The following is a 15,141-nucleotide window of genomic DNA, read 5'->3' as shown; positions in this document are numbered from 1 at the left end:
GGATGTGACGTGGACCTCGCCCATCACGCGGCGGGCCTGCGGGCCGAACTCGTTGCCGATGAACTCCGCCGCAAAAGCCTTCATGGTGGCCGGGCCGCCCGTCGCGAGGTCACGGGCGAAGTTGCCGCCGACATCGAGGTACCACCAGTCCGAGCCGCCGATCCGGGCGAGCGGCTTGGCGGTGGCTGCGGTATCGGCCTTGACGACGAAGGGTTCGTCGGGCCCCGCGTCCAGCGGATTGCCGGGCAGCTGGACGATGAGGTGCTCGTAGGCGCCGCAGGTGAGAGCGGCGATGGCGTCGGCCTGGCGCTTCGGCAGGGCGGGCGTGAAGCGGATGACCCCGGCCGCGAGAACGGCGGTGGAGGCGGTGACGACGGCGGCGCGGGCGCGGATGGTGCCGGCCGGCGTCTCGACGGCGACGCCCCGGCCCGACCAGTCCACCCGCGTCACCGCCGTCGACAGGCCGATCGGCAGGCCCTCGGCGAGTTTCGCGAGGATCGCGCCGTAGCTCTGGCGGCAGAACAGGTCGCGGGTCTCGATGGCGTTGTAGAAGTCGACGCAGGAGATGTCGGCGATCTCCTTGCCGGAATCCCAGGCCCCCTTGAGGAAGGCGACCGTCGCCTGCCAGTCCCGGAGGTTGGTCGGCATGGCGGCGGCGAGCGAGATCTCGCGTCCCGCCTCGCCCGCATCGAGGATGGCGCGCTGGGCGCGGGTGAGGGCCGAGGCATAGGCCTCCCACTCGCCCTCACGGGGACGGCGGCCCTTGACGAGAAGGCGCGCCCGCTCGGGATCGTCATAGAGCTGGAAGCCGCTCGCGCGCGCCAGCGGCACCAGCGGATTGTCCTCCGGCGCGTGAATCCAGTGGGCGCCGAGGTCCATCGGCATGCCGAAATTGACGGTGTCGGCAATGCAGCGGCCGCCGGCGCGGTCCTTGGCCTCGAGCACCATCACCGTGCGACCGGCCGCGGTTAGCTTGCGCGCTGCGGCGATGCCGGCGGCGCCCGCGCCGATCACCACCACGTCCACCTCGGCGGGCGAGGGACGCGTGCCCTGGCCGAGCGCGGGGGTTGCGGGGACAAGCGCGGAGGCGGCGAGCAGGCGGCGCCGGGTCATCAACGGTCCGTTCATCGTGCTGGGCGATTCCCGATCATGGCTGAGGCCTATTACAGGCAAATGGCAGCTTCGCGGCGATCGGGACGGCAAACGTGAACCCCTTGTCAACCCGGTGCGACAGAGACTTTGTCGTCCGCAAAAGGACGTCCCTGGGGAGGGACCACCATGGGAGACCGCATACTCGATGCCCTGGGGAGGCGCATCGCCGCCGTCCTGGACAAGCGCTCGCCGGGCTATGAGCCGACGACGCCGAGCGACCCCAACGCGCTGCGCGCCGCGCTCCGCCCGGGGGACATCCTGCTGGTCGAGGGCGACACGCGCATCTCGGCCGTCATCAAATATCTGACCCAGTCGACCTGGTCGCATGCGGCCATGTATGTCGGTCCCATCGACGGCCTGTGCGAGCCCGACGGCGAGCCCCACGTGCTGGTGGAGGCCTATCTCGGCGAGGGCGTCATCTCCGCGCCGCTGTCCAAGTATCGCGAGTTTCACACCCGCGTCTGCCGCCCGGTGGGTCTGACGGAAGCCGACCAGCAGCAGGCCTGCCGGTTCATGATCGAGCGCATCGGCCTCGACTACGACCTGAAGAACATCCTCGACATGCTGCGCTTCCTCATCCCCCTGCCGATCCCGGTCCGGTGGCGGCGGCGGATGATCGCCTTCGGCTCGGGCGATCCGACGCGGGCGATCTGCTCGACGCTCATCGCCCAGGCCTTCGAGACGGTGCGCTATCCGATCCTGCCGAAGGTGGAGCGCTGCGCGAAGGAAGGCGAGCAGCGGGTGAAGGGACAGGCGGCGCGGCGGGAAATCCTGCACATCCGCCACCATTCGCTCTACGCGCCACGCGACTTCGACATCTCGCCCTATTTCGCCATCGTCAAGCCGACGATCCAGCGCGGCTTCAACTACAAGAAGCTGCGCTGGGGAGACGCCCCGGCCGAGCCGGCGGGCGAGGACGCCGCGCCGACGCTCAGCAGCGTCGCCTGAGGCACACCGCTACAGCAGGCCGTGCTTGCGGAAGGCCTCGGCGAGCGACATGCCCGCCTCGAGGTCGGCACGCATGCGCCGCTCGCCGGTGATCTTGGTCATGGCTGTCGAGAGCACCGCGAGCGCCTGGGCACGCGGCACGACCACCACGCCGTCGACGTCGCCGACCACCACGTCGCCGGGCGCGATGGTGACGCCCCCGATGGTAATCGGCACGTCCTTCTCCACCATCATGCCGCGGTACTGGGTGTCGGCCGGCGAAAGCGCCGCGGTGAAGACCGGAAAGCCCATGGCGCGGATGGCGACCACGTCGCGGGCGGCGCCGTCGGTGAGGAAGCCGGCCGCCTCGAGATGGCGGGCGCGGGTGGAGAGCAATTCGCCCCAGGGGCCGATGTCCGTGTTGCCGCCGGTGGCCATGACGCAGACCTCGCCGGGCTTCAGCTCGTCGACGAGGGCGATCTCGAGGTCGTAGATGCCCTCCACGAAGCCGCTGATGACCTTGTAGCCGCCGGTGCGCGCCGGGCCGAACAGAACAGTGCCGTCGTCGACCGGCCGGATGGAGGGCGGCAGGATCTGGTGGTGCAGGCCGTGCTCGTCGAGCGCGTCGGACACGGGCGCGGCGGCGATGACCGGGCGCGCCGCGGCGATGATGTCGTCGAATGTGTCGGTCATGTCTGGGCATCCTCCTGTTCGTTGCCGGGAGGATAGGGCCTTGAGCGCCCGTGTCAGCCCGCCTTCTTCGCAAGGAAGTTGCGCACGCCCTCCATGAAGGCCGGCTTGACGATGAGGCCGATCTGCGTCTCCCGCTCGGCGTCGAGCTGGGCGGCGAGGTCGCTGGTCTCGGCGCGGTCCATCAGCCGGCGGATCTCGAAGAAGGCTTCCGCCGAGCCGCGGCCGAGCCGCGTGGCGAGGGCGCGCGCCGTGGAGAGGCACTCCGCGTCATCGACGCAGGTCCAGACGAGGCCCCATTCGGCCGCCTTCTCCGCGGGGAGCTTGTCGCCGAGCAGGGCGAGGGCACGGGCCCTGGCGCGGCCGATGGCGCGCGGCAGGAACCAGGTGACGCCGAGATCGGGGACGAGGCCGAGCTGCGGGCCGAAGGTGAGCACGAACGAGGCCGAGCGGGCCGCCACCGCGATGTCGCAGGAGAGGGCGAGGCCGACGCCGGCACCGGCGGCCACCCCGTTGATGGCGGCGACGGTGGGCTTGGGGAAGTCGTCGATGGCGAGGATCAGCGGATTGTAGAGGTCGCGCATGGAGGCGTTGACCCCCTCGCCGGTGGGGGCGAGGCCGCCGGCGAGGTCGGCGCCGGCGCAGAAGCCGCGGCCGTTGCCCGTGAGCACCAGCGCCTTGACCGCGGGATCGACACGCGCCTCGGCGAGCGCCTTCAGGGCGCCGCGGACGAGGTCGTCGTTGAAGGCGTTGAGGCGGTCCGGGCGGTCGAGGGTCAGCGTCGCGATGCCCTCTGCGACCTCGTAGGTGACGGCCATGGTTCAGGTCCTTTCGGCGACGAGGCCTGCGGCGAGCGCGGCATCGATCTCGGTGGGTGTCAGTCCGGCGCCGGTGAGGACGGCGCGCGTCTCGGCGCCGGGGCCGCGGGCGGGAGGCGCTGCTTCGGTCGGCGTACCGGAGAAGCGGGGAGCGGGCCGCGGCACCGGTCCTTCCGGTGTCGCCATGAAGGTGCCGCGGGCGACGTTGTGGGGATGGGCCGCGGCTTCCAGCGGATCGAGGACCGGCGCGTAGCAGATCTCGCGGCCGTCGAGCAGGGCGGTCCATTCGTCGCGCGTCTTCGACCGGAAGGTGGCGGCGATGGCGTCGCGCAGGTCCGGCCACATGGCCTTGTCCCACTGCTTCGCGAAGCGCGGATCGGTGAGGTTCAGGCCCTTCAGCAGCTCGGCATAGAACTGCGGCTCCAGCGAGCCGATGGAGACGTATTTGCCGTCGGCGGTGTCGTAGACGCCATAGAAGGGCGCGCCACCGTCGAGCATGTTGGCCTCGCGCGCCACCTTCCAGGTGCCGGCATTGATCATGCCGAAGATCATGGTGCCGAGGACGGCGGCGCCGTCGACCATGGCCGCGTCCACCACCTGGCCGCGGCCGGTGCTCTTCGCCCCGAAGAGGGCGGCCACCATGCCGAGCGCCAGCATCATGCCGCCGCCGCCGAAGTCGGCCGCGAGGTTGAGGGGAGGCACCGGCGGGCGGTCGGCGGGGCCCAGCGGCCAGAGCATGCCGGAGAGGGCGAGATAGTTGATGTCGTGCCCCGGCGCCGGGCCATAGGGCCCGTCCTGGCCCCAGCCGGTCATGCGGCCGTAGACGAGGCGCGGATTGGCCTTCAGGCAGACGTCGGGTCCAAGGCCGAGGCGCTCCATGACCCCGGGCCGGAAGCCCTCCAGCAGCGCGTCGGCGCCGGCGATGATCTTCAGCACGAGGTCGGCGGCACCCGGCTTCTTCAGGTCGACGGCGACCGAGCGGCGGCCGCGCCCCAGTGCGTCGCCGGCGTTCCAGGCGGCGCTGCCGGCGCGGTCGATGCGGATGACGTCGGCGCCGAGATCGGCCAGCATCATGGCGCAGAAGGGCCCGGGGCCGAGGCCCTGGAACTCGACGATGGTCACGCCGGCAAGCGGGCCGCTTCTGGTCACGTCGTCCTCCCCCGCCGCCGGTGCGGCCCCATGCTTTCGGCGAAACGCTAAAGCCGGGCCGGCGACAGTCAAGGCGACGGCAACCGGCCTTCCGGGGGAGGCCGAAGGGCGGACGCCGGGGGCGCGCGACCAAATGGGCGTTGCATTTTGAGCCCGAGCGGCCATCTATGCGACGACTGAAACGGTGCATGCGCGGTGACCCGGGGGGCTCCCGCGCGAGGGAGAGTTCCATGAGCGGCAACGGCGGCGCGAAATTCGGCGCGTCCTTCGGCGGTTCCTATGGCGGCAGCTTCGGCGGCATGGCGCCCCAGGCGGCTCCTGCGCCGGCCCCGGCCGCCGCAGCGTCGGCTGCGCCCGGCGACCTCATCAAGGACACCACGACCCGCGACTTCGTGAAGGACGTGCTGGAGGAATCGAAGAAGCAGCCGGTCCTCGTCGACTTCTGGGCCACCTGGTGCGGCCCCTGCAAGCAGCTCACCCCCGTGCTCGAGAAGGTCGTGCAGTCCTTCAAGGGCAAGGTGAAGCTCGTGAAGATGGACATCGACAAGCACCCGGAGATCGCCGGCCAGCTCGGCATCCAGTCGATCCCCGCGGTCATCGCCTTCGACAAGGGCCAGGGCATCGACGGCTTCATGGGGGCGCTGCCCGAGGGCCAGGTGAAGGCCTTCATCGACAAGCTCGTGGGCGGCAAGGTGAGCCCCGACATCGCCGAGATCCTCGCCGCAGCCGACGCGGCGCTGGTCGAGGGTGACGCTACGGGCGCCGCCCAGGTCTATGCCCAGGTGCTCGGCGCCGAGCCGGAGAACCTGCATGCCCTCGCCGGTCTCGCCCGCTGCGCGGTCGAGACGGGTGACCTCGACCAGGCCAAGGCGATCCTGGAGCAGGTGCCGGCCGACAAGGCGAACGACAAGTCGGTGGTGGCGGCGAAGGCGGCCCTCGATCTGGCGGCGCAGGCCGCCGATCTCGGCCCGATCCACGAGTTCGAGCACCGCCTCGCCCAGAACCCCGCCGACCATCAGGCGCGCTTCGACCTCGCCGTTGCCCTCAATGCCCAGGGCAAGCGCGAGGAAGCCGCCGACCATCTGCTGGAGATTTTCAAGCGCGATCGCACCTGGAACGACGACGGGGCGCGCAAGCAGCTGGTGCAGTTCTTCGAGGCCTGGGGCCCGATGGACGAGGCCACTCTGTCCGGCCGGCGCAAGCTTTCCTCGCTGCTGTTCCGCTAGGCGTTCCCGGCGCCCGAGGGCGCTGCGGCAGGTCACGCCGTCGGGAGACTTTGTCTTCCGCGGCTGCGTGCCTGCGGGCCCCGACCGGGGCCCGCGCAGGAATCCTGTGCCCGTGCCTGACTATGGCGTGATGAGGATCGCGCCCGTCGTCGCCCGCGCCCGTCCCTGACTATGGCGTGATGAGGATCGCGCCCGTCGTCGCCCGCGCCTCCGCCGCCCTGTGGGCTGCGGCGATGTCGCCGAGGGCGAAGCGCGCGCCGATGTCGACCGACACGTGGCCCGCCGCGATGGCGGCGAAGAGCTCGGCGGCGTTCTCGCGGAAGACGGCCGGGTCGGCATTGTGCGGGAAGACCGAGGGGCGGGTGAGGAAGAGGCAGCCCTTCTTGTTGAGGAGCTCGGGGTGGATGTCCGGCGCCGGGCCCGAGGCCGCGCCGTAGGAGACCATCAGGCCGAAGGGCTGGATACAGTCGAGCGACTTCAGGAACGTGTCCTTGCCCACCGCGTCATAGACCACCCGCGCCTTGCGGCCACCGGTGGCGGCGAGCACGGCGGCCGGCCAGTCCTCCTGCCGGTAGTCGACGGCGTGGTCGGCGCCGATGCGCTTGGCCAGCGCGCATTTCTCCGGTCCGCCGGCAGTGGCGATCACCTCGGCGCCGAGCGCCTTGCCCCAGCGCACCAGGATCTGGCCGACGCCGCCGGCGGCGGAATGGACGAGGATGAGGTCGCCCGGAACCACGCGGTGGGTCTTGCGCAGCAGATACTGGGCCGTCAGCCCCTTGAAGATGAGGGTCGCCGCGGCGGCGTCCGACACCGCCTCGGGCAGGATCACCAGCCGCTCGGCCGGCACGACGCGGCGGTCGGCATAGGCGCCGATGCCGGCATTGATGTAGGCGACGCGATCGCCGGGCTGGAGCGCGGTGACGCCCTCGCCGACAGCCTCGACGACGCCTGCCGCCTCGTGGCCGAGGCCGGTCGGCGTGGGGAGGGGATAGGTGCCGCGGCGCTGGTAGACGTCGATGAAGTTGAAGCCGATGGCGGTCTGGCGGATCTGCACCTCGCCCGGACCGGGCGGCAGCAGGTCGATGGTCTCGATCGCCATCACCTCCGGGTCGCCGAAGCCGTGAAGCCGGACCGCGCGTGCCGTCGCCATGGGTGTCTCCCTCGTATCGTCTCGTCGTTGCCGCCGGGGGGGCGGGCGGAAAGCTATGCCATGGCTCCGGGCTCGCCGCCATCCGGCCGTCTTGCCACGGCCCCCATCCTTGCCGACAAAGGCGACCGGAGGATCGCCCATGACCCAGACGCCACGTTCCGTCGCCATCATCGAGGTCGCGCCGCGCGACGGTCTGCAGAACGAGAAGGTGATGGTCTCGACCGAGGACAAGATCAGCCTCGTCGAGCGCTCCTTCGCCGCCGGGTTCCGCCATGTCGAGGCGGTGTCCTTCGCCAATCCGAAGCGCGTTCCGCAGATGGCGGATGCGGAAGCGGTGATGGCGGGCCTTTCGCCGCGCTATGCCGACCGCAACCTCATCGGCCTCGCCCTCAACGCCCGCGGCGCCGAACGGGCCGTGGCGGCGAAGTGCAGCCAGATCAACTATGTCGTGGTCGCCTCGGAGACCTTCGCCAACCGCAACCAGAACGCCTCGGTCGCCGACCTCGTGAACGGCACCCGCGAGGTCGCGGCCATCGCGCAGGCGGCGGGCGTGCCCATGTCGATCTCGCTCGCCACCGCCTTCGGCTGCCCCTTCGACGGAGAGGTGCCGGTGGAGCGGGTCATGGGGATCGTGGAGGAGCTCCTGAAGAGCGATCCCTTCGACATCGGCTTCGCCGACACGATCGGCTGCGCGGTGCCGCCGCAGGTCACCGACATGCTGGCGCGCGCACGGGCTCTGTCGACCTCGGTGAAGTGGCGCTGCCATTTCCACGACACCCGCAACACCGGCGTCGCCAACGCCATCGCCGCGGTGGAGGCGGGGGTCGATTTCCTCGACGCATCGACGGGGGGCGTCGGCGGTTGCCCCTTCGCCCCGGCGGCGACCGGCAATGTCGCGACCGAGGACCTCGTCTACGTCTTCAACCGCATGGGCATCGAGACCGGGCTCGACATCGACACGCTGCTCGACACCTCGCGCTGGCTCTCCGGCGTGCTCGGAAAGCCACTGCCCTCGGCCCTCGGCCGGGCCGGCGTGTTCCCGGCGCGGGCGGCCTGAGCCATGGAGCCCTTCAGCCTCGAGGAGCTGCGCGCCGCCCACGCCCTGGTGCAGACGGCCATGCCGCCGACGCCGGCCTTCGCCTGGCCGCTGCTCGCGGCCCGCTTCGGCTGCGAGGTGGTGGTCAAGCACGAGAACCACACGCCGACCGGCGCCTTCAAGGTGCGCGGAGGCCTCGTCTACATCGACCGGCTGAAACGCGAGCGGCCCGACGTCAAGGGCATCGTCTCTGCGACGCGCGGCAATCACGGCCAGAGCCTCGCCTTCGCCGCGCGGCGGGCCGGCCTGCCCGTGGTCATCGTCGTGCCGCACGGCAATTCGGTCGAGAAGAACGCGGCGATGAAGGCCTTCGGCGCCGAGCTGGTGGAGCACGGACGAGACTTCGACGAGGCGCGGGCGCGCGCCGTCGAGATCGCCGGGGAGCGCGGCTACGAGTTCGCCGCCTCCTTCCAGCGGGACCTCGTCATGGGGGTCGGCACCTATGCGCTGGAGCTCTTCACGGCGCATCCCGACCTCGACGTGGTCTATGTCCCGATCGGCCTCGGTTCCGGCATCTGCGGGGTCATCGCCGCGCGCGACCTCCTCGGACTGAAGACTGAGGTCGTCGCGGTCGTCGCCGAGAACGCGCCGGCCTATGCGCTGTCGCTGGCGGCCGGCCGGGTGGTGGAGACCAACAATGCCGCGAGCTTCGCCGACGGCATGGCGGTGCGCATCCCGAATGCGGAGGCCTTTGCCCTGATCGAAAGGGGCGCCGCGCGCTGCGTGACCGTCTCGGAGGACGCCATCGCGGAGGCCATGCGCATCTACTGGACCGACACCCACAACGCGGCGGAGGGCGCCGGGGCGGCGGCCCTCGCGGCGCTGGCCCAGGAGTCGGCCGGGCTCAAGGGCCGGAAGGCGGGCGTCGTCCTGTCGGGGCAGAATGTCGACCTGCCCGTGATGGGCGAGGTGCTCGCGGGGCGGACGCCGGTGGCGGCCTGAGGTCGGAACACGCACCAATGCCCCACCCTTACCCTCCCCTCGCGGGGCGAGGGGAGGGAGGCTACAGCGTCGCGTCTCGTCTTTGACGGTCGCGCCAGGCACGACCGCGGTTGGTGGGTTGGCTGTCGAAGTCTCCTTCCCCGCGCGGCGGGGAGGGTGCGGGTAGGGCCTTGCTTTCCGCTCGCCCGCCGATCCTCGCCCCTGCGACGGTCCATCCGCTTGCGAAACGACTTGGGAACGACCAGCTATGGCGGCGGAGATTTCTCGATGATCCACCTTCGCTGGCTCGTGTTCGGCCTGATCGCGCTGCCCTTCCTGGAGTTCGCCACGTTCTTCTTCGTGGCGGGCAAGATCGGATTCATCGGGGCGCTGCTCGCGGTGTTCCTCACCTCCTTCCTCGGCATCGTTCTGCTGAAGGGCGGGGCGAAGCTGCTGTTCGCCCAGGTCATGCGTTCCGGCGGCGTGGTGCTGATGAGCGGGGAGGCCGCCCGCAGCGGCATGCTCACCGCCTTCGCCGGCCTGCTCCTCGCCATTCCCGGCTTCGTCACGGACATCATCGCGGTGATCCTGCTCGTCCCGGCGCTGCGCGGCTTCCTCACCGGCCGCGGCGTCGTCATGACCGGCCAGCGCCCGCCGCCGCCCGGCGTCGTCGACCTGGAACCTGCCGACTGGCGCGAGGAGCGGCGCTCGCCCCCTGCCGACCCGCGGCTCGGCCCTCCCGGAAAAGGCTGATCGGCCTCGCCCGCCTTGCCCGCACGGGTTCCCGCGTGCTAGCCAGCCCGCCACGGATCGACCGATCACCTCGAAGCCGCCGCCTGCGGCGCCACCGGAGACTTCCTGATGACCCCGAACGGCGACACCGCCCTCGAAGCGGCCCCGCAGCTCAACGTCCTCGCCCAGTACGTGCGCGACTTCTCCTTCGAGAACCGCAATGCCCCGCGCTCGCTCATGCCGCAGAGCGACCAGCCGGCGATCAACATCCAGATCAACGTCAACGCCAATCCGATGAGCGAGCAGGAGTTCCAGATCGAACTCACCATCGAGGGCGACGCCAAGACGAAGGAGATGACGCTCTTCAAGTTCGAGCTCGTCTTCGGCGGGATCTTCCGCATCGCCAACGTGCCGCAGGAGGCCGTCCACCCGATCGTGCTGATCGAGTGCCCGCGCCTGCTCTTCCCCTTCGCGCGCCAGATCATCGCCAACGCCACCCGCGACGGCGGCTTCCCGCCGCTCTATCTCGACCCGGTCGACTTCGCCGCCCTCTACCGCCAGCGCATGGCCGAGACCGGCGGCCAGATGCCGGGCGGCGCGCCGCTGACGCAGTGAGCGCCTTCCGGTCGCGACACGATGAGAGCCGGGCCCTGCGCCCGGCTTTTTTCGTCGCGTCGCCCCGCGCGCGAGCCGGCCGATGACCGGCCCGATCCTCGACCGCGCCGCCTTCATCATCGCCCATACGCGGCTGCTGGCGGTTCCGCACGCGCCGGAGATCAGGCTCCACCTCGCCGACGAGGCGACGGCGCTCTGGCAGAAGACGGAAGACGAGCTCGGCGAGATCGGCCTGCCGCCCCCCTTCTGGGCCTTCGCCTGGGCCGGCGGGCAGGCGCTGGCCCGCTACATCCTCGACCATCCGCAGATCGTCGCCGGCAAGAGCGTGCTCGACGTCGCGACCGGCTCCGGCCTTGTCGCCATCGCCGCGGCCAGGGCCGGCGCGCGGGCCGTGACGGCCGTCGACATCGACGCCTTCTGTGCCGCGGCCGTCGGGCTCAACGCGGCGGCGAACGGGGTCGAGGTCACGGCCGAGACGCGCGATCCCGTCGGCAGCGACGAGGGCTTCGATGTGATCCTCGCCGGCGACATCTGCTACCAGCGCGACATGACGGAAGCGATGATCGGCTGGCTGACACCCCTCGCGGCGCGCGGGACGGTCGTGCTGATCGGCGATCCCGGCCGCACCTACCTGCCGAAGAGCGGGCTCGTGAAGCGCGCCGAATACGAGGTGCCGGTGACGCGGGCGCTGGAAGACCTTGAGATCAAACGCACGGCCGTTTGGGCTCTCTCCGGCGCTTAGCCGGCTGCTCGCAAATCTTTGATCATTCCACGAAAATTGCGGGGATGCGCCACAGTGTCGCCGTGACCATCTGCTTCGTTGGAACGGTCGTATCACCGTCGTCTGAAAGGGAGGCCACAATGCAGCTGACAGCGGAAGTTCGTCCGAGCGCTTTCGAGGGCAAGCCCTTCAAGGTCGTGTTCCGCAAGGCCGACCAGGTCGTGGCGGAATGGCCGGTCTCGTCCGTCAAGGCCGGCGAGGAGCGCATTGCCGAGACGCTCGGCGCCATCGCCTGCGCCAAGGCGCCGAAGGGCACGCCCTGCCACGCGGGCTGACCCCGTGCTCCCGCGCTTGACCCGCCCGGCCGGGCGGTGACAGACAGGTGCCGATGCAGCCGGCCCGGACCCGACACACGTGACTTCACCGACGAGCGGCGCACCCGACCCCGTCGCTCCGCAACCGCATGAGGCGGGGGCGATCGCCATCCGCCTCGCCGCCGTCTGGCACGACAACGTCGCGCGCCCCGTCCGTGCGCTGAAGACCGCCTACCTGCCGCTCCTGCTCGTCTATTTCGCCTATGGCGCCCTCGGCGTCATCGACGTGGCGCGCGACATGTGGGTGAAGGAGAGCCTGTCCCTGTCGCCGGCTGAGCTTGCCGGCATCGGCGTCTGGCTCAGCCTGCCCTGGACCATCAAGATGGTTTTCGGCCAGCTGGTGGACAGCGTCCCCCTCTTCGGCTCGCAGCGGCGGGCCTATGTGCTGATCGGCGCCGCGCTGGTGGCGCTGGGGCTGCTGACGCTCGCCGGTTCCGCGGCGGGATGGCTCGCGGCGCTCAGGCCTGATCAGGCCTTCGTCTTCGGCGCGCTGCTCATCGTCCTCGGGGCCGTGATCCAGGACGTGGTGGCCGACGCCATGTCCTCGGAGGTCGTCGCCCGCACCGATGAGACGGGCGAGCCGCGGCCCGACGGCGAGATCCGCGCCGAACTCGGCATGGTGCAGGTGCTCGGTCGCCTGGCGCTGGGCATCGGTATCCTGTCGGTGGCCGGCCTCTCCGGCTGGCTCGCGCAGCACCTCACCCGCGAGCAGGTGTTCCTCTGCGGCCTCGTCATTCCCGCCATCTCGGCCGTTGGCATCCTCGCCTCCCCGACCGAGACCGCCGAGCGGCGGCCGCTGGACTGGCGCATCCTCGGCGGCGGCATCGCCTTCGGCGCCTTCGTGGTCGCGGTGGCGCTCTTCGGCGTGCCCTATGCGCAGGAGGTGGTCTTCACCGGCTCCATGGCCATCGTGCTGACCATGCTGCACCTCGTGACCCGCGACATCGACCCGAAGACGCGCCGCGCCATCATCTTCGCCTCGGTCATCATCTTCGCCTTCCGGGCGACGCCCGGCGTCGGCGACGGCTATTTCTGGTGGTCGCTCGACGTGCTGAAGTTCGACGAGGCCTTCTACGGCGTGCTGCGGCAGACCGGGGCCGTGCTGGCCATCGCGGCCATGTGGCTGTTCTCCAAGCAGCTGACGGAATATTCGGTCACGACCGTGCTGTTCTGGATCGCCGTGGCGGGGACGGTCCTGTCGCTGCCCAATATCGGCTTGTTCTACGGCCTCGCCGACTGGACGCAGGCGACCTTCGGCTTCGGCGCACGCACCATCGCGGTGGTGGATGCGGCGACCTCCTCGCCCTTCGCCCAGCTGTCGATGATCCCGCTCCTCACCCTCATCGCCTATTACGCGCCGGAGGGGCGGCGGGCGACCTGGTTCGCCCTGATGGCCTCGCTGATGAACCTGGCGCTGGTGGCCGGGCAGCTACAGACCAAGTACCTGAACCAGATCTTGACGGTTGGCCGCGGCAACTATGCCGAGCTCGGTGACCTCCTCATCACCGCGACGGTCATCGGCTTCGTCGTGCCCGTCGCGGTGATTCTGATGTTCCGCAAGCGCGTGTGACGCCTCACGCCGCGCGACGGTAGTCCGAGCGCATGAAGACGTGCCACGAGCCGTCCGGCTGGCGCACCTGCCCGCGGAACTCGTAGTGGTCGTCGGACTTCACCTCGATGATGTCCTGATAAGTGGCGGTGGTTCCGTCGCCCGAGAAGGACGGGCCGTCCGCCTGTAGCGTCAGCGTCGTGCCGGCGGCGTCCAGTTCGCCCTCATAGACCCAGAGGTTGGCCATCATGGAGCCGACCCAGGTGCCGACATAGCGGCTCTTCGCCGGATCGTAGCCGATGGTGAGCAGCATCTTCGCCGGCCCGCCGCCGGGCATCTCGCCTGTGCCGTCGCCGACGATCCAGAATCCGCCGAGGGAGGTGAAGGTCTGCCGGCCCTTGAGCTTCTTTCCCGGATTTTCCGGGCAGTCGTGGTCGTAGTCCCAGGTGCCGATGAAGCGCTGCAGCCAGGCATGTTCCTTCTGCGGTTCTCCGAACATGGCGTATCTCCTCTTGTCGGTTGGTCTTGGGGGGAACTCGTGCGGCGTCAGCCCTCCGCCCGGCGCTTGAGAGCGGCGAGGCCGGCCTCGAAATCGGGACCCACCATGCGCTCCATGCTGAAGACGAGGCTCATCAGCTTGGCGATGAAGGGCTGGGGGCCCGACATGGCCCAGGTGACCCGGGTGCCGGCCGCCTCGGGGGCGAGGGTGAATTCGGCGATGTTGTGCGCCTCGAAGGGCTTGAGGAAGTCGAGCTTGATGGCGACGCGCCGCGGCGCGTCCTCGACGATCTCCATGCGGCCGGTGCCCACCTGGCCGTTGCCCTCCCAGCCATAGGCGGCACCGACGCCGGCCTCGGCACCCGACAGGGTGCGCTTCATGGCGGGGTCCTTGGCCTCCCAGGGCGACCAGTCGCGCCAGGCGCGGAAGTCGGCGATCAGCGGCCGGATCGTCTCCGGCGGCGCGGCGATCACGGTCGACCTCTCGAGGCGGAAGTGGTCCGGCCGGGTCGCGGCAAAGGCGAGAAGGCCGCCGATCGCGATGAGGACGGCGGCGAGGGCGTAGAGCATGGATCCTCTCCAGTTCACCGGGTCAGGCCTTCGCCGCGAGCGCGTGGGCGAAGCTCCAGGAATGACCGAAGGGGTCGACGATCTGGGCATAGCGGTCGCCCCAGAAGGCGTCGTGGGGCGCGATGACCCGGGTGGCGCCGGCCTTCATGGCGCGATCGTACCAGGCGTCGCAGTCGTCCACGACGAGGTGCATGGTGACGGAGACGCCGCCCACGCGGGGCGGCGGGCCGAAATTGGCGCCCTGAAAGACATGTTCGGGGAAGTCGTCGTGCAGGAAGACCGTGGCGCCGTTGATGGTGAGCGCCGCGTGCAGCAGGCGCTTGCCATCCTTCGCCGGCATGCGCGCCAGTTCGGTGGCGCCGAGGGCCTCGACGTAGAAGGAAATGGCTTCGGAGGCGCCCTCGATGTTCAGGTGAGGGATGACGGCGGTCTCGGCCATGGGGCACTCCATCAGGGGCATTTCAGTTAACTCATAGGTTAAGTATCGAGGTCTGTCCTGTCAACCCGGGGCGGCGGTTGCCCGCCGCCCCGGAAGGGTTCAGCCCCTGAGCCAGAAGCCGGCGACCATGCCGACGGCGAAGATCACCAGCACGATGTTGCGGTAGAGGCGGTCCCAGCGGTCGTAGCGCACCGGGGCCAGGTTCAGGACGTCGAACTCCTCGCGGCTCGCCGGCGTGGGCTGCGACTTCGCCGCGCCAGCGGCGTCGGCGGAGGGCGCGGCAGGCTTCGGACGGTCGGGGGCTGGGGGACCCGGAACTTCGGTGGCCGTCAGGTCGATGGTGACCGGCGCCGTGGTGCGGCGTGTGTCTTTCTGCTGGATGGACATGGATAGCTCTGTGTCGAAAGCCACGGATCGCGGCGGCGCGCGACGCCCCGGCGCCCCGCAGGGCGGCCGGTCGGGTGGCATGAAGGGAGAAGGCGTGGAGGGCCGGCGTCAGGCCGCGGGGGGTGCG

Annotated in this window: 17 protein-coding genes and 1 pseudogene; 9 read left to right on the top strand and 9 right to left on the bottom strand. The window is 70.3% G+C overall.

All coding sequences use genetic code 11. From position 1 onward, the window contains the following. A partial coding sequence (locus ACT6XY_RS19295) for a flavin monoamine oxidase family protein (RefSeq protein ID WP_444749929.1) occupies window positions 1-1,113 on the bottom strand: 1,113 nt, incomplete at its 3' end. A gap of 165 nt (window positions 1,114-1,278) precedes the next feature. On the opposite strand from ACT6XY_RS19295, the pseudogene ACT6XY_RS19290 reads away from it, so the two are divergent. After that, window positions 1,279-2,073, top strand: a pseudogene (locus tag ACT6XY_RS19290) (YiiX/YebB-like N1pC/P60 family cysteine hydrolase); the annotation flags it as partial. Between the two features lie 36 nt (window positions 2,074-2,109). Here the strand turns inward: ACT6XY_RS19290 and ACT6XY_RS19285 are convergent. The 3 genes from ACT6XY_RS19285 to ACT6XY_RS19275 are packed head-to-tail and all read right to left on the bottom strand — an operon-like array spanning window position 2,110 to window position 4,736. Beyond that, window positions 2,110-2,772, bottom strand: coding sequence for an RraA family protein (locus tag ACT6XY_RS19285; RefSeq protein ID WP_444749928.1), 663 nt, complete (start codon window positions 2,770-2,772; stop codon window positions 2,110-2,112). Window positions 2,773-2,825: 53 nt separating this feature from the next. Then, the gene (locus ACT6XY_RS19280; protein ID WP_444749927.1) at window positions 2,826-3,587 is read right to left on the bottom strand and encodes an enoyl-CoA hydratase-related protein; all 762 of its coding nucleotides are present in this window, start codon (window positions 3,585-3,587) and stop codon (window positions 2,826-2,828) included. Window positions 3,588-3,590: 3 nt separating this feature from the next. Continuing rightward, a complete protein-coding gene (locus ACT6XY_RS19275; protein WP_444749926.1) occupies window positions 3,591-4,736 on the bottom strand; it encodes a CaiB/BaiF CoA transferase family protein in 1,146 nt (381 codons plus the stop codon). Between the two features lie 299 nt (window positions 4,737-5,035). On the opposite strand from ACT6XY_RS19275, the gene trxA reads away from it, so the two are divergent. Next, window positions 5,036-5,962, top strand: coding sequence for a thioredoxin (gene trxA / locus ACT6XY_RS19270; protein ID WP_444749930.1), 927 nt, complete (start codon window positions 5,036-5,038; stop codon window positions 5,960-5,962). Between the two features lie 169 nt (window positions 5,963-6,131). Here the strand turns inward: trxA and ACT6XY_RS19265 are convergent, their stop codons facing one another. Continuing rightward, entirely contained in the window at window positions 6,132-7,112 is a 981-nt protein-coding gene (locus ACT6XY_RS19265; RefSeq protein ID WP_444749925.1) for a quinone oxidoreductase family protein, read from the bottom strand. A 139-nt stretch (window positions 7,113-7,251) separates the two neighbouring features. Between ACT6XY_RS19265 and ACT6XY_RS19260 the strand changes: the two genes are divergently transcribed. The 7 genes from ACT6XY_RS19260 (at window position 7,252) to ACT6XY_RS19230 (ending at window position 13,141) form a co-directional block, all read left to right on the top strand. Beyond that, window positions 7,252-8,169 (top strand): hydroxymethylglutaryl-CoA lyase, encoded by a 918-nt coding sequence (locus ACT6XY_RS19260; protein WP_444749924.1) that lies wholly within the window; start codon window positions 7,252-7,254, stop codon window positions 8,167-8,169. 3 nt (window positions 8,170-8,172) lie between these two features. Further along, window positions 8,173-9,150: a threonine dehydratase gene (locus ACT6XY_RS19255; RefSeq protein ID WP_444749923.1), complete on the top strand. Its 978-nt coding sequence runs from the start codon at window positions 8,173-8,175 to the stop codon at window positions 9,148-9,150. Between the two features lie 267 nt (window positions 9,151-9,417). After that, entirely contained in the window at window positions 9,418-9,882 is a 465-nt protein-coding gene (locus ACT6XY_RS19250) for an FxsA family protein (protein WP_444749922.1), read from the top strand. 108 nt (window positions 9,883-9,990) lie between these two features. Beyond that, complete coding sequence (secB, locus tag ACT6XY_RS19245; protein WP_106749842.1) at window positions 9,991-10,476, top strand: protein-export chaperone SecB; 486 nt, start codon at window positions 9,991-9,993, stop codon at window positions 10,474-10,476. An 82-nt stretch (window positions 10,477-10,558) separates the two neighbouring features. Beyond that, on the top strand, window positions 10,559-11,218 hold the full coding sequence (locus ACT6XY_RS19240) for a class I SAM-dependent methyltransferase (protein WP_444749921.1): 660 nt from the start codon (window positions 10,559-10,561) through the stop codon (window positions 11,216-11,218). Between the two features lie 119 nt (window positions 11,219-11,337). After that, window positions 11,338-11,532, top strand: a complete 195-nt coding sequence (locus ACT6XY_RS19235) for a hypothetical protein (protein WP_106749840.1) — start codon at window positions 11,338-11,340, stop codon at window positions 11,530-11,532. A gap of 79 nt (window positions 11,533-11,611) precedes the next feature. Next, entirely contained in the window at window positions 11,612-13,141 is a 1,530-nt protein-coding gene (locus ACT6XY_RS19230) for a hypothetical protein (protein WP_444749920.1), read from the top strand. 4 nt (window positions 13,142-13,145) lie between these two features. On the opposite strand, the gene ACT6XY_RS19225 is transcribed toward ACT6XY_RS19230, so the two are convergent. From ACT6XY_RS19225 to ACT6XY_RS19210, 4 genes are all read right to left on the bottom strand, one after another. Further along, window positions 13,146-13,619, bottom strand: coding sequence for a DUF1579 domain-containing protein (locus tag ACT6XY_RS19225; RefSeq protein ID WP_444749919.1), 474 nt, complete (start codon window positions 13,617-13,619; stop codon window positions 13,146-13,148). A gap of 47 nt (window positions 13,620-13,666) precedes the next feature. Beyond that, window positions 13,667-14,188: an SRPBCC family protein gene (locus tag ACT6XY_RS19220; RefSeq protein WP_444749918.1), complete on the bottom strand. Its 522-nt coding sequence runs from the start codon at window positions 14,186-14,188 to the stop codon at window positions 13,667-13,669. Window positions 14,189-14,210: 22 nt separating this feature from the next. Further along, window positions 14,211-14,627 carry a VOC family protein gene (locus tag ACT6XY_RS19215; RefSeq protein ID WP_444749917.1) on the bottom strand — a complete coding sequence of 139 codons (417 nt, stop codon included), beginning with the start codon at window positions 14,625-14,627 and terminating at the stop codon, window positions 14,211-14,213. A 99-nt stretch (window positions 14,628-14,726) separates the two neighbouring features. Beyond that, the gene (locus ACT6XY_RS19210) at window positions 14,727-15,014 is read right to left on the bottom strand and encodes a hypothetical protein (RefSeq protein WP_444749916.1); all 288 of its coding nucleotides are present in this window, start codon (window positions 15,012-15,014) and stop codon (window positions 14,727-14,729) included. Window positions 15,015-15,141: the final 127 nt, after the last annotated feature.

The organism is Phreatobacter sp. (genome assembly GCF_052440005.1).
Lineage (GTDB): Bacteria > Pseudomonadota > Alphaproteobacteria > Rhizobiales > Phreatobacteraceae > Phreatobacter.
The sequence above is the reverse complement of the archived record's forward strand: the minus strand, read 5'-3'. Positions and strand labels throughout refer to the sequence as shown.

What these genes read in the sequence shown, in the direction of transcription:
- ACT6XY_RS19285 (WP_444749928.1), bottom strand. Translation starts at nt 2,772, where the DNA reads ATGACCGACACATTCGACGACATCATCGCCGCGGCGCGCCCGGTCATC.
- ACT6XY_RS19280 (WP_444749927.1), bottom strand. Translation starts at nt 3,587, where the DNA reads ATGGCCGTCACCTACGAGGTCGCAGAGGGCATCGCGACGCTGACCCTC.
- trxA (WP_444749930.1), top strand. Translation starts at nt 5,036, where the DNA reads ATGGCGCCCCAGGCGGCTCCTGCGCCGGCCCCGGCCGCCGCAGCGTCG.
- ACT6XY_RS19265 (WP_444749925.1), bottom strand. Translation starts at nt 7,112, where the DNA reads ATGGCGACGGCACGCGCGGTCCGGCTTCACGGCTTCGGCGACCCGGAG.
- ACT6XY_RS19260 (WP_444749924.1), top strand. Translation starts at nt 7,252, where the DNA reads ATGACCCAGACGCCACGTTCCGTCGCCATCATCGAGGTCGCGCCGCGC.
- ACT6XY_RS19255 (WP_444749923.1), top strand. Translation starts at nt 8,173, where the DNA reads ATGGAGCCCTTCAGCCTCGAGGAGCTGCGCGCCGCCCACGCCCTGGTG.
- ACT6XY_RS19250 (WP_444749922.1), top strand. Translation starts at nt 9,418, where the DNA reads ATGATCCACCTTCGCTGGCTCGTGTTCGGCCTGATCGCGCTGCCCTTC.
- secB (WP_106749842.1), top strand. Translation starts at nt 9,991, where the DNA reads ATGACCCCGAACGGCGACACCGCCCTCGAAGCGGCCCCGCAGCTCAAC.
- ACT6XY_RS19240 (WP_444749921.1), top strand. Translation starts at nt 10,559, where the DNA reads ATGACCGGCCCGATCCTCGACCGCGCCGCCTTCATCATCGCCCATACG.
- ACT6XY_RS19235 (WP_106749840.1), top strand. Translation starts at nt 11,338, where the DNA reads ATGCAGCTGACAGCGGAAGTTCGTCCGAGCGCTTTCGAGGGCAAGCCC.
- ACT6XY_RS19225 (WP_444749919.1), bottom strand. Translation starts at nt 13,619, where the DNA reads ATGTTCGGAGAACCGCAGAAGGAACATGCCTGGCTGCAGCGCTTCATC.
- ACT6XY_RS19220 (WP_444749918.1), bottom strand. Translation starts at nt 14,188, where the DNA reads ATGCTCTACGCCCTCGCCGCCGTCCTCATCGCGATCGGCGGCCTTCTC.
- ACT6XY_RS19215 (WP_444749917.1), bottom strand. Translation starts at nt 14,627, where the DNA reads ATGGCCGAGACCGCCGTCATCCCTCACCTGAACATCGAGGGCGCCTCC.
- ACT6XY_RS19210 (WP_444749916.1), bottom strand. Translation starts at nt 15,014, where the DNA reads ATGTCCATCCAGCAGAAAGACACACGCCGCACCACGGCGCCGGTCACC.